The 13,196-nt window shown below is 72.4% G+C and carries 8 protein-coding genes; all 8 read left to right on the forward strand.

Annotated features, from left to right (window positions below):
- Positions 1-47 precede the first annotated feature (47 nt).
- The gene (locus tag ACFWSK_RS13430) at positions 48-1,553 is read left to right on the forward strand and encodes a methyltransferase (RefSeq protein WP_383784373.1); all 1,506 of its coding nucleotides are present in this window, start codon (positions 48-50) and stop codon (positions 1,551-1,553) included.
- Positions 1,550-1,732: an ATP-binding cassette domain-containing protein gene (locus ACFWSK_RS13435; protein ID WP_383784376.1), complete on the forward strand. Its 183-nt coding sequence runs from the start codon at positions 1,550-1,552 to the stop codon at positions 1,730-1,732. Before ACFWSK_RS13430 ends, ACFWSK_RS13435 begins: the two co-directional genes overlap by 4 nt.
- Before the next feature lie 208 nt (positions 1,733-1,940).
- Entirely contained in the window at positions 1,941-2,663 is a 723-nt protein-coding gene (locus ACFWSK_RS13440) for a hypothetical protein (protein WP_383784379.1), read from the forward strand.
- A 522-nt stretch (positions 2,664-3,185) separates the two neighbouring features.
- Positions 3,186-3,383, forward strand: a complete 198-nt coding sequence (locus tag ACFWSK_RS13445) for a hypothetical protein (RefSeq protein ID WP_383784382.1) — start codon at positions 3,186-3,188, stop codon at positions 3,381-3,383.
- Positions 3,384-3,675: 292 nt separating this feature from the next.
- Positions 3,676-6,540: a type I DNA topoisomerase gene (topA, locus tag ACFWSK_RS13450; protein ID WP_383784384.1), complete on the forward strand. Its 2,865-nt coding sequence runs from the start codon at positions 3,676-3,678 to the stop codon at positions 6,538-6,540.
- Between the two features lie 182 nt (positions 6,541-6,722).
- On the forward strand, positions 6,723-10,013 hold the full coding sequence (gene tmk / locus ACFWSK_RS13455) for a dTMP kinase (RefSeq protein WP_383784386.1): 3,291 nt from the start codon (positions 6,723-6,725) through the stop codon (positions 10,011-10,013).
- A 272-nt stretch (positions 10,014-10,285) separates the two neighbouring features.
- Positions 10,286-11,491 (forward strand): DNA polymerase III subunit delta', encoded by a 1,206-nt coding sequence (locus ACFWSK_RS13460; protein WP_383784389.1) that lies wholly within the window; start codon positions 10,286-10,288, stop codon positions 11,489-11,491.
- Between the two features lie 76 nt (positions 11,492-11,567).
- Positions 11,568-13,097: an alpha/beta hydrolase gene (locus ACFWSK_RS13465; protein ID WP_383784392.1), complete on the forward strand. Its 1,530-nt coding sequence runs from the start codon at positions 11,568-11,570 to the stop codon at positions 13,095-13,097.
- Positions 13,098-13,196: the final 99 nt, after the last annotated feature.

Genomic DNA, 13,196 nt, shown 5'->3' on the forward strand with positions numbered 1-13,196 from the left:
GGTGCCGGGCCGCTGCCGTTGTCGGTGGGAGCGGACACAATGGGCGGGTGAGTACGACCAGCCTTCCCGCATCCGACCGTATCCCCGCGCTCCGCGAGGCCCTGCTCTCCGCCGCCTTCACCGCGGACGGGCTTCTCGACCGGCTCGGCGCGTCCGCCTACGCCGCGCTCGCCCGCAGCGAAACGGTCCCCGCACTGCGGGCGACCAGAGGTGAATCGCCGCTCGACACGCTGGTGCGGCTCTTCCTCCTCCAGCGCTCCGTCCCGTACGAGCAGGCTCGCGCCGCGCTCCCTGTGGAGGAGTGCGTCGAGGACGGCTGGCTGAGACGTGACGGCGACGAGGTACGGGCGACCGTCGACGTCCGGCCCTACGGCGGGCCGGAGGGCGAGGACTGGTTCATCGTGTCCGACCTGGGCTGTGCGGTCGGCGGGGCCGGCGGCATCGGTTCGCACGAGGAAGGCGTCGTTCTCGGCGTCGGAGGGGCGTCGACCACGCTCGCCGGCATCACCGTCCGTGAGCCGGTGAGTTCCGCTCTGGACGTCGGCACCGGTTCGGGCATCCAGGCGCTGCATGCCTCCCAGCACGCCACCCGCGTCACGGCCACGGACCTCAACCCGCGGGCCCTGGCCTTCACCCGGCTCACCCTCGCCCTGTCCGGCGCCGCCCCGGCCGATCTCCGCGAGGGGTCCCTCTTCGAACCGGTCTCCGGCGAGACGTTCGACCTGATCGTCTCCAACCCGCCGTTCGTGATCTCTCCGGGCGCCAGGCTGACGTACCGCGACGGCGGAATGGGCGGCGACGACCTGTGCCGGACCCTGGTGCAGCAGGCGGGCGACCGGCTGAACGAGGGCGGTTACGCCCAGTTCCTCGCCAACTGGCAGCACGTCGAGGGCGAGGAGTGGCAGGACCGGCTGCGCACCTGGGTGCCGAGCGGCTGCGACGCCTGGATCGTGCAGCGGGAGGTGCAGGACATCACGCAGTACGCGGAGCTGTGGCTGCGTGACAGTGGCGACCACCGCTCGGACCCCGCCGAGTACACCGCGCGCTACGAGGCATGGCTCGACGAGTTCGAGGCCCTCGGCACGAAGGCGGTCGGATTCGGCTGGATCACGCTGAGGAAGACCGGTGCGGCCGAGCCGTCCATCGTGATCGAGGAATGGCCGCACCCGGTGGAGCAGCCGCTCGGCCCCGCGGTCGAGGCGCACTTCGCCCGCCAGGACTACCTCCGTCACCAGGACGACGCGGCGCTGCTGGCCGCCCGCTTCACGCTCGCCGCCGAGGTCGTGCAGGAGCAGGTCGGTCTGCCGGGCGCGGAGGACCCCGAGCACGTGGTGCTGCGCCAGCACCGCGGGATGCGCCGCGCCACGAAGGTCGACGCCGTCGGCGCCGGGTTCGCCGGCGTGTGCGACGGATCGCTTCCCGCCGGCCGCATCCTCGACGCCATCGCCCAGCTGATGTCCGAGGACCCGGTCCTGTTGCGCGACCGCACTCCGCAGGCGATCCGGCTGCTGGTGGAGGAGGGTTTCCTGGAGCCGGTCGGGGAAGGCGCATGAGCGCCACGGGGGGCTACTCGCGCGGCATGCGTCAGCGCCTCCACATCGCCCGCGGCCTGCTGCACAAGCCCGATGTCCTCTTCCTCGACGAGCCGTCCATCGGCGTCGACCCGGTGGCGGCCCGCGATCTGCGCCGTACGTCGAGGAGCTGCGGACGGGCGGCACCACAACCCTGCTGACCACCCGCTGCATGGCCGAGCCCGATGAGTTGTGCGACCGGATCGCGGTGATGGCGGGCGGCATGATCCGGGCGCTCGGCACCCCCGACCGGCTCAAGTCCCGGGTCCAGGTCCGCGATGTCCTGGAGATCGAGGCGTACGGGGCCGCCGACGAACACCTCGACCGCATCCGGCCCCTGCCCGGGGTGCGGGGTGCGGGGTGCGGGGTGTGGCGGCGGAGGAGCGCGGCGGCGGGCAGGCCGTCACCGTGCACACGGAGCGGGGCGCAGGGCTGCACGCCCGGGTCCTGGCGGCGCTCGACGGCATCCGGGGCGGACGGGTCGTCACCCGCGAACCGACCCTGGAGGACGCCTACATCGCGATCGTCGAGGAGGCGAACGGGGCGCGGCCGGAAGCCGGCTCCCCCGGCGCACAGGATCTGATGGGCATCTGGTCCTCGGTGCTGTTCGGATCGGGCGGCGCCGTGCAGAACCAGCGACGGCTCGGCACCCGGGAGACGCTGGTCGCCTCCCCGGCCCCGCTCTTCCTCGTCCTGCTGCCGATCACCCTGGCCACGGCCGTCATCGGGACCTACGCCATGGGTGCGACGGTCCTCTGGGGCGCGGTGCTCGTCGGCGTACCGCTGGACTTCGCGCACCTCCTGCTCTTCCTCGTCGCTGTGCCCGTACGCGTGCTGTCGCTCGGCATGATGGGGCTGCTTCTGGCCGCCACCTTCGTCCTGCTGCGCGACGCGAACGCGCTCGCCAACCCGCTGGACGCGCGGCACGACTTGTCGTCCTCGGCGGTGCCATCTCCTGCCGCGCCCTGTGCAACTGGACGACGCCGCCCATGTTCATCGGCACGCTCCTGGTCGGGCCGCTGCTGCAACTGCTTTTCTTCGTCTTCCCGGGGCGGCAGCCGGGGATGGCGGACGTCCGCTCGCCGTTGCTAACGAGCGCCGTTACGGCACCCCCGGCGCGGCCCTGCTCAGCCCCCGCCACCGGGCTCCGCTCTGGTTCGGCCGCGCCCTGCCCTACGTACTCAACGGGCTTCTCATCAGCACCTTCACCCTCACCGTCGCGTCCCTCCTGCTGGGTCTGCGGATTCCGCTCGGGCCGTCCCGGGGCTCGCGGCGGTGCTGCTCGCCGCCTCCGCCGGATGCTCCGCGTCCGGCCTGGCCCCGGGGGCGCTCGGCTCCGCTTCCGCGATGTCTTCCTGGTCTCCAATGTGGCCGGTTCCGTGCTGCTCCTGCTGACCGGCGAACGTGTCCCGCACTGAGCTGCCCGCGTGGATGCGCGGCAGCCGGCGCCGCGCGACCTTCGACGTGATGTGAGAAGGGGCCGGGGGAGTGCTGTTCACCCGGGGTTCGTGTCGGCGACGCCCCGGCGTGGCAGCCTCCCCCTGCCGGGCAGCAGGCCGTCCCGGCCACACCCGGGACGCATCACGACGACGAGTGGGTTTGAGGGGTACGGACATGGAGAACGTCACCGCGGTCTTCGCCGGTACGGCATTCGCACTGTTCGGCGCCGCGCTCCTGATCTGGACAGGGGCGCGCACCCTCCACCGCGCGCCGGTGGCTCACGGTGTGAGCCCCGTCGCCTCCACCGCGCTCGCCACGCTCTTCGGCGCGACGTTCCTCGTCGTCGGCGTCTGGTGCTTCACCCGCGTCTGATTCCCTTCCCCAGCAGGGCCTGACCCCGGGCGGGGCGCCTCCGGCGGGCTCCGGCCAGCCACCTCGTCGACGCCTCGGAATGCGCAGGCAGGAGGCGTGCGCACTGCGGTCCGAGCGGTCCGGGCGGCAGGAATGGCGGAAGTCGGGTTACCGTTCGAGTGGCCGTTGCGGGCTTTTGCCGTTTGACACGGGGGCGGGTTGTACCGTCACACTCCGCAGCGACAGCACCGCGGGCAGCGTCGTTGCGCTGCCCCGGATGCCCACTGAGTGCCGACCGGAGAGAAGAGCGAAGTTGTCCCCGACCAGCGAGACCGCACAGGGCGGCCGCCGACTCGTCATCGTCGAGTCGCCTGCCAAGGCGAAGACGATCAAGGGCTATCTCGGCCCCGGATACGTCGTCGAGGCGAGCGTCGGGCACATCCGCGACCTCCCGAACGGCGCCGCCGAGGTGCCGGACGAGTACACCGGTGAGGTACGCCGTCTCGGCGTGGACGTCGAGAACGACTTCCAGCCGATCTACGTCGTCAACGCCGACAAGAAGGCCCAGGTCAGGAAGCTCAAGCAGCTGCTGGCCGAGTCCGACGAACTCTTCCTCGCCACCGATGAGGACCGCGAGGGCGAAGCCATCGCGTGGCACCTCCAGGAAGTCCTGAAGCCCAAGGTCCCGGTCCACCGGATGGTCTTCCACGAGATCACCAAGGACGCGATCCGGGCCGCCGTCGCCAACCCGCGCGAGCTCAACCAGCGCATGGTCGACGCCCAGGAGACCCGCCGTATCCTCGACCGCCTCTACGGCTACGAGGTGTCCCCGGTCCTCTGGAAGAAGGTCATGCCCCGCCTGTCGGCGGGCCGTGTCCAGTCCGTCGCGACCCGCCTCGTCGTCGAGCGGGAGCGCGAGCGCATCGCCTTCCGTTCCGCCGAGTACTGGGACCTGACCGGCACCTTCGCCACCGGCCGTACCGGTGACGCCTCCGATCCCTCGACGCTCACCGCCCGCCTCAGCGCGGTCGACGGGCGCCGCATCGCCCAGGGCCGTGACTTCGGTCCGGACGGGCAGCTCAAGTCCGCCTCCGGCCAGACGCTGCACCTGGACGAGACGAACGCCCGCGCCCTGGCCGCGGCGCTCGCCGACTCCACGTTCGCGGTCCGGTCCGTCGAGTCGAAGCCGTACCGCCGCTCGCCGTACGCCCCGTTCCGTACGACCACCCTCCAGCAGGAGGCCAGCCGCAAGCTGGGCTTCGGGGCCAAGGCCACGATGCAGGTCGCGCAGAAGCTGTACGAGAACGGCTTCATCACCTATATGCGTACGGACTCCACGACCCTCTCGGACACCGCGATCACCGCGGCCCGGGCGCAGGTCACGCAGCTGTACGGAGCGAACTACCTGCCGGACAAGCCGCGCACCTACGCCGGCAAGGTCAAGAACGCGCAGGAGGCGCACGAGGCGATCCGCCCCTCGGGCGACCGCTTCCGCACCCCTGCCGAGACCGGCCTAACCGGCGACCAGTTCCGGCTGTACGAGCTCATCTGGAAGCGGACCGTCGCCTCCCAGATGAAGGACGCCGTCGGTAACTCGGTCACCGTCAAGATCGGCGGCCGGGCGAGCGACGGCCGGGACGCCGAGTTCTCGGCCTCCGGCAAGACGATCACCTTCCACGGCTTCATGAAGGCGTACGTCGAAGGCGCCGACGACCCGAACGCGGAGCTCGACGACCGCGAGCGGCGCCTGCCGCAGGTCGCGGAGGGTGACGCGCTGTCCGCCGACGAGGTCACGGTCGACGGTCACGCCACCAAGCCGCCCGCCCGCTACACCGAGGCCTCGCTGGTCAAGGAGCTCGAAGAGCGCGAGATCGGCCGCCCGTCGACGTACGCCTCGATCATCGGGACCATCCTGGACCGCGGCTACGTCTTCAAGAAGGGCACGGCGCTCGTCCCGTCGTTCCTCTCCTTCGCCGTGGTCAACCTGCTGGAGAAGCACTTCGGCCGGCTGGTCGACTACGACTTCACGGCCCGCATGGAGGACGACCTCGACCGCATCGCGCGGGGCGAGGCCCAGTCCGTGCCGTGGCTGAAGCGTTTCTACTTCGGTGCGAGCGCGGGCACGGACGGCGCCGGTGCGGCCTCCGACGCGGGCAACGGCGACGGCGACCACCTCGGCGGTCTGAAGGAACTCGTCACCGACCTCGGTGCGATCGACGCCCGGGAGATCTCCTCGTTCCCCGTGGGCAACGGGATCGTGCTGCGCGTCGGGCGCTACGGCCCCTACATCGAGCGCGGCGAGAAGGACTCCGAGGGGCACCAGCGCGCCGACGTGCCCGAGGAGATGGCCCCCGACGAGCTGTCCGTGGAGTACGCGGAGGAGCTGCTGGCGAAGCCGAGCGGCGACTTCGAGCTCGGTGCGGACCCGGTGAGCGGGAACCAGATCATCGCGAAGGACGGGCGCTACGGCCCGTACGTCACCGAGGTGCTGCCCGAGGGCACGCCCAAGACCGGCAAGAACGCGGTGAAGCCGCGGACCGCCTCGCTCTTCAAGTCGATGTCGCCGGACACGGTGACGCTGGCCGACGCGCTCAAGCTGATGTCGCTGCCGCGTGTCGTGGGCGAGGACGCCGAGGGTGTCGAGATCACCGCGCAGAACGGCCGCTACGGCCCGTATCTGAAGAAGGGCACGGACTCGCGGTCGCTGACCTCCGAGGACCAGCTCTTCGACATCACGCTCGAAGAGGCCCTGGCGATCTACGCCCAGCCCAAGCAGCGCGGCCGGGCCGCCGCCAAGCCGCCGCTGAAGGAACTGGGCACCGACCCGGTGAGCGGGGCTCCGGTGGTCGTGAAGGACGGTCGCTTCGGCGCGTACGTCACGGACGGCGAGACGAACGCGACGCTGCGGACCGACGACAGCGTCGAGGACATCACGCCGGAGCGGGGCTACGAGCTGCTGGCCGAGAAGCGCGCCAAGGGTCCCGCCAAGAAGAAGACGGCGAAGAAGGCCCCGGCGAAGAAGGCCACGGCGAAGAAGACGACCACCGCCACGAAGAAGACGGCGGCGAAGAAGACGGCCGCCAAGAAGACGGCGACGGCGGCCAAGAAGACGACGACGGCCAAGAAGGCCACAGCGGCGAAGAAGACGGTCTCGTCGTCGGCCTCGACGGAAGACTGACCGAGGACGGACCGGGCACACGCACGGGACGGCGGGGCCTCCGGGCCCCGCCGTCCCGTGCGCCGTACCGCCCCTTCCAGAGGAGTGGGGGCGGGCTCCGCGGGCGCCCGCCCCACACCCCCCGCGGCCGTATGTTCGGACGGGGCCAACGGTGACCGCGTCGCTCCGGATAGGCTGGGCGGATGACGCGAGCCGAGCAGCCAACGGTCGTGAGCCCCACCTCCGACACACTTGCCGCAGACTCACGCGAGCGCGCCGTACGAGCCCTGTTGCGTGTTCCCCCGCTGAAGCGGTTGTGGAGCGCCCAGCTCGTCGGCAGTATCGGCGATGCACTCGCCCTTCTCGTGCTGGTGCTGTTGTCGCTGCAAGCGGCGGTCCTGGAGGGCTCATTCGGAGCCGGATACAGAGGGGCGGCCCTTGCGGTCGCCGCGGTGTTCGGCGCCCGGATTATTTCCACGGTGCTCTTCGGAGCCGTACTCCTGGGGCCACTGACGTCGCTCACGGGACCGGGCGGGCCGGTGGACCGGCGCTGGTTGATGATCGGAGTGGACGGGCTGCGGCTCGCGCTGCTGGTCGTCGCACCGCTGTGGATCGACTGGATGCCCGACACGGCACTCATGATGATCCTGATCACCGTCTTCCTCACCGGCGTCGGTGAGCGGCTCTGGACGATCGCGAAGGAGAGCGCGGCCCCCGCGCTGCTGCCCGCCCCGCCCGCCGAGGGCGCCGCCGTACGCCCGCTCCCCGACCACCTCGACGCACTGCGCAGGCTCTCCCTGCGGACGAACTTCCTCGCGATCCCCGCAGCCGGCGCCGCCCTGCTGATCGCCACCCTGATCGGCAATCTGCTCGGCGCCGGACTCGACTGGTTCTCGTTCCACCAGGCGGCGCTCGGGTCGTACGTCGCGGCCGGACTGTTCTCCGCCTCGATCTCGACCCTGTACTTCCTCGAACTGCCCGGACTCCCGACGCCCCGGCCGCGCTCGCCCCTGGAGGGCCTGCGCCGTCCGGTCACCGGCACGGGACCCGACAAGGGCCGCACCGGCACGGTTCCGCTGGTCGTCGGCGCCTGCGCCGCGGTCGCCGGAGCCATCGCCGCCGCGGCGGCGGTCTCCGTACTGCACGCGCTCGACCTGGGCGGCGGCCCCGCCACGTTCGCGCTGCTCATCCTGGCGCTGACCGGCGGGACCGGCCTCGGTATCCGTACGGCGCAGAAGGTGCTGCCCACCCTGTCGCGGCGCCGGCTGCTGGCCTTCGCCACGGCCGTCACCGGAGTGGCGCTCCTCGCGCTCGGCCTGGTGCCGGACACGGCGACGGGGCTGCTCCTCGCGCTCCTCGCCGGTTACGCGGCCGGTGTCGCCGCCGGCACGGGGCACACCCTCATCGATCAGGAGACCGAGGAGTTCCGGCAGGCCAGGACCACCGAGCACCTTCAGGCCGTCGTCCGGGTGCTCATCGCGCTCGGCGCCGTCGGCGGCCCGCTGCTGGCCGCCGCCATCGGGCGGCACCGGCTGGTCTCCGGAGACTTCGTCTTCGCGCACGGCGGGGCGGCGTTCGCGCTGATGCTCATCGGCGCGCTGCTGCTGCCCCTCGCCGCGGTGCTCCTGGCCAAGACGGACGACCGCGCGGGTGTGCCGCTGCGGCGCGATCTGCGCGAGGCCGTGCGCGGTGGCGAACCCACGGTCGCGCCCGCCGCCACCGGCTTCTTCCTCGCACTGGAGGGCGGCGACGGGGCGGGCAAGTCCACCCAGGTCGAGGCGCTCGCCGAGTGGATCAGGGCCAAGGGCCACGAGGTCGTCGTGACGCGCGAGCCGGGAGCGACGCCGGTCGGCAAGCGGCTGCGGTCGATCCTGCTCGACGTGTCGTCGGCCGGGCTCTCCAACCGGGCCGAGGCGCTGCTGTACGCCGCCGACCGCGCCGAGCACGTCGACTCGGTCGTGCGTCCGGCGCTGGAACGCGGTGCGATCGTCATCTCCGACCGTTACATCGACTCGTCCGTCGCCTACCAGGGCGCGGGCCGTGACCTGTCCCCGACCGAGATCGCCCGGATCTCCCGGTGGGCGACGAGCGGCCTCGTACCGCATCTGACGGTGCTGCTGGACGTGGACCCGGAGACCGCGCGCGAACGGTTCACGGAGGCGCCCGACCGGCTGGAGTCCGAGCCGCCGGAGTTCCACGCCCGGGTGCGTTCCGGCTTCCTCACCCTCGCGGCCGCCGACCCGGTCCGCTACCTCGTGGTGGACGCCGGCCAGCAACCGGAAGCGATCACCACCGTCGTACGCCACCGGCTCGACCGGCTCCTCCCGCTCTCCGAGGCCGAGATCAAGGCCCAGGAGGAGGCGCGCAGGGCGGCCGAGGAGGAGGCCAGGCGCAGGGCCGAGGAAGAGGCGGCCCGCAAGGCCGAGGAGGAGCGGCTGGAGCGCGAGCGGCAGGAACAGCTCGCCAGGCTCCGTGCCGAGGAGGAGGAGCGCAAGCGCCGCGAGCTGGAGGAGGCGCGGCAGCGCGAGGCCGAGCGGCAGGCCGAAGAGGCCCGGCTGCGGGCCGAGGAGGCCCGCCGTCTCGCGGAGGAGGAGCGGGCCAGGCGCGAGGCCGAGGAGCAGGTGCGCGCGGCCGAGCAGGAACGCCTTCGCAGGCAGGCCGAGGAAGAGGCGCGACTGCGCAAGGAGGCCGAGGCACGGCGTCTGGAGAAGCAGCGCAAGGCGGAGGAGGCCCTGCTGAGGGCCGAGGAGGCACGGCGTCAGGCGGAGGCCGAGGCCGCGTCCAGGGCAGAGGCGGAGGCTGCGTCCAGGGCGGAGGCCGAGGCGGCGTCCAGGGCGGAGGCGGAGGCGGCCTCCAGGGCGGAGGCCGAGGCTGCTGCTGCCGCTGCGGCAGCGGCTGCGGCAGCGGAGCGCGCGCAGCGCCCCGAACGCTCGCAGCCGTCCGCTCCGTCCGACCGGTCCGGGCCGTCCATGCCCGACAACGAGCTCACGGTGCCGACGCCGATCGTCGGGGCGAACGAGGTGACGCAGCCGGTGCCTTCGCCGGTGGCGCCCCCGGCCGACCGCCCGCGCTCCGACCGCTCTCCCCGCTCCGGCCGTCCGGCCGCGGACGACGCCGAAACGGCCATGCTGCCGCGGGTGGACGATCCCGCCGGGCGCCGTCCGGCACGGGACGCGGACGAGACGGCGGTGCTGCCGCCCGTACGGGACGAGGCACCGTCCGACCGCGTGCCGCCGGGCATCTTCCGCGACGAGCGCCCTGCCCCGCCCGCTGCGGAGAGCGAGAACGAGCGCACGCGCGAGCTGCCGCAGATCGGCGACGACCCGCGGGCCACCCAGGACGCGTACGACCGTCAGGCCCGCCAGAAGCGCCCCCGGCCCGACTGGGCCGAGGAGACGCCGCTGGACGACCTGCCGTCGCTGGCCGACGAACTGCTCGGCGGCCATGACGAGGACCCGGGCCCGCCCGGCCGGGGCCGCCGTCCGCGCGGCTGACCGATCCGTCCCACTCCCCTCGGCGGGCCCGGAATTCCGGGCCCGCCGAGGGCGTGGAACCGGCAGCCGTGTCCGGGAGAGCCGTCGGGCGGCCCGTTCCGGCGGACGGAAGCCGGGATTGTCAGACCCTTCCCCCACAATGGGAATCCGGCCCGGCCCCCCGGCCGCGGGAACACCCGAGCCCGCGGTACGACGCACCACCACACCCACGCGCGGCGCACGGCTGACCCCACGCGCGACGCACCACCACACCACCGGAAGGGCGGTGACCCATGACCGTATGGGACGACCTCGTCGGACAGGACCGGGTGCAGGAGCAGCTCGCCGCGGCCGCCCGTGACGCCGATGTGCTGGTCACCGCCATCGCCACCGGTGAGCCCGTGCCCCCGGGCTCGAAGATGACGCACGCCTGGCTGTTCACAGGACCGCCGGGTTCCGGCCGGTCCACCGCCGCCCGCGCCTTCGCCGCCGCGCTCCAGTGCACCAGCCCGGACCGGGCCCTCGGCGGCATCCCCGGCTGCGGCTTCTGCGACGGCTGCCACACCAGCCTGGTCGGTACGCACGCCGACGTCGACGTCATCCGCACCGATCTGCTGTCGATCGGTGTGAAGGAGACCCGCGAGCTGGTCCGCCGCGCCCAGCTCTCCCCGGCCATCGGCCGCTGGCAGGTCATCATCCTGGAGGACGCCGACCGTCTGACCGAGGGCGCGGGCAACGTTCTGCTGAAGGCCGTCGAGGAGCCCGCCCCCCGTACGGTGTGGCTGCTCTGCGCGCCCTCCCTGGAAGACGTCCTGCCCACGATCCGTTCCCGCTGCCGCCACCTCACGCTGCGCACACCGTCCGTCGACGCCGTCGCCGACGTCCTCGTCCGGCGGGACGGCATCGACCCCGAGCGCGCCGCGTCAGCGGCCCGCGCCACCCAGGGGCACATCGGCCGGGCCCGTCGCCTGGCCACGGACGAGCGGGCCAGGGCCCGCCGTGCCGCCGTGCTCAAGCTCCCGCTCAGGATCGACGACGTCGGTGGCTGCCTGAAGGCCGCCCAGGAGCTGATCGACACCGCGACCGAGGAGGCCAAGCAGGTCTCGGACGAGGTCGACGGCAAGGAGACCGAGGACATGAGGGCGGCCCTCGGCGGCGTCGCCGGGGGTCGCATGCCCCGTGGGACGGCGGGGGTGATGAAGGAGCTGGAGGACCGGCAGAAGCGCCGCAAGACCCGTTCGCAGCGCGACAGCCTCGACCTGGCGCTCACCGATCTGACCGGCTTCTACCGCGACGTACTTGCCCTCCAGCTCGGTTCGCGGATCGCCATCGCCAACGCGGACGCGGAAGACACGCTCGACCGGATCGCGCGGTCGTCGACCCCCGAGCGCACCCTGCGCCGGATCGAGGCGGTGATCGCCTGCCGCCGGGCGCTCGACCGCAACGTGTCGCCGCTGCTGGCGGTGGAGGCGATGACGATGGCGCTCCGGGCCGGCTGACACCGCCGCAGGTGGGGAATTCACCCGAATGAGCAGGGAATCGGACGAGTCGTCACCCGGCGACTACGCTCCGGGGATGGACACCAGGCGCCTGCTCCGCATCTCCGCCACCGCGCTCGGCACTGCCGGCCTCCTCATCTCCGGCTGCAGCAGCGGATCGTCGACGACGAGCGCGTCGGCCGCCGGGGCCGCGGCCCTCAAGGATCTCAAGCCGTACTACGCGCAGAAGCTGAACTGGCGGGACTGCGGTGTGGAGGGCTTCCAGTGCACCACCATGAAGGCGCCACTGGACTACGGGAATCCCGAGGACGGGGACGTCAAGCTGGCCGTCTCCCGTAAGAAGGCCACCGGACCGGGCAAGCGGATCGGCTCGCTCCTGGTGAATCCGGGTGGCCCGGGCGGTTCGGCCGTCGGCTACCTCCAGGGGTACGCGGCCATCGGCTACCCGGCGCCGGTCCGTGCCCGCTACGACATGGTGGCCATCGACCCGCGCGGTGTGGCCCGCAGCGAGCCCGTCGAGTGTCTGACCGGCAAGGAGATGGACGCCTTCACCCAGGTCGACCAGACCCCCGACGACGACGCCGAGGTCACCAGGCTGAGCGCCGCGTTCGAGAAGTTCTCCAAGGGCTGCGAGAAGCGCTCCGCGAGGGTCCTCCCGCATGTCTCCACGGCCGAGACGGCCCGCGACATGGACGTCCTGCGCTCCCTGCTCGGCGACGAGAAGCTGCACTACGTGGGAGCGTCGTACGGCACGTTCCTCGGTGCCACGTACGCCGAGCTCTTCCCGGACCGGGTGGGCCGGCTGGTCCTCGACGGTGCGATGGACCCGTCCCTCCCGGCGATCGACATCAACCGCGACCAGACAGCGGGCTTCGAGGCGGCGTTCCAGTCCTTCGCCGCGGACTGCGTGAAGAAGGAGGACTGCCCCCTCGGCACCACCTCCACGGACGCGGCGGGCACCGCGCTCAAGCGGCTCTTCACCGACCTGGACGCCAAGCCGATCCCGACCGGCGAGAGCCGGAAGCTGAGCGAGTCGCTGGCCACGACCGGGGTGATCGCCGCCATGTACGACGAGGCTGCCTGGCCGCAGCTCCGTGAGGCCCTGGCGGGCGCCGAGCGCAGCGACGGCTCGGGCCTTCTCGCCCTCGCCGACAGTTACTACGAGCGCGAGCCGGACGGCTCGTACGCCAACCTGATGTTCGCCAACGCGGCCGTGAACTGTCTCGACCTGCCCCCGGCCTTCGACGCTCCCTCCGCGGTCCGGAGGGCCGTCCCCGGCTTCGAGGAGGCGTCCCCGGTGTTCGGAAGGGGCTTCGCCTGGGCGGCGCTGAACTGCGGCTACTGGCCGGCGAAGCCCACCGGAACCCCGCACCGCACCGAAGCGAAGGGCGCGGCGCCGATCGTCGTGGTCGGCACCACCCGGGACCCGGCCACGCCGTACAAGTGGGCCGAGTCGCTCGCGGACCAGCTCTCCTCCGGCACGCTCCTCACGTACGAGGGCGACGGCCACACGGCGTACGGCCGGGGAAGCGACTGCATCGACACGGCGATCAACACGTACCTCCTGGAGGGCACGTCCCCCAAGGCCGGCAAGAAGTGCTCCTGACCCGCTTCTCCCGCACCTGACCTGCGGATACGTCTCCGGGGGCGGCCGGTACGGAGCACCCCCGGAAACTGTGTAGACTTGGGCCCGCTGCTGATCGCA

The organism is Streptomyces sp. NPDC058620 (genome assembly GCF_042717135.1).
Lineage (GTDB): Bacteria > Actinomycetota > Actinomycetes > Streptomycetales > Streptomycetaceae > Streptomyces.

Bases quoted from the DNA above. Each gene is read 5' to 3' on its own strand.
- ACFWSK_RS13435 (WP_383784376.1), top strand. From the start codon at position 1,550: ATGAGCGCCACGGGGGGCTACTCGCGCGGCATGCGTCAGCGCCTCCAC.
- ACFWSK_RS13445 (WP_383784382.1), top strand. From the start codon at position 3,186: ATGGAGAACGTCACCGCGGTCTTCGCCGGTACGGCATTCGCACTGTTC.
- tmk (WP_383784386.1), top strand. From the start codon at position 6,723: ATGACGCGAGCCGAGCAGCCAACGGTCGTGAGCCCCACCTCCGACACA.
- ACFWSK_RS13460 (WP_383784389.1), top strand. From the start codon at position 10,286: ATGACCGTATGGGACGACCTCGTCGGACAGGACCGGGTGCAGGAGCAG.
- ACFWSK_RS13465 (WP_383784392.1), top strand. From the start codon at position 11,568: ATGGACACCAGGCGCCTGCTCCGCATCTCCGCCACCGCGCTCGGCACT.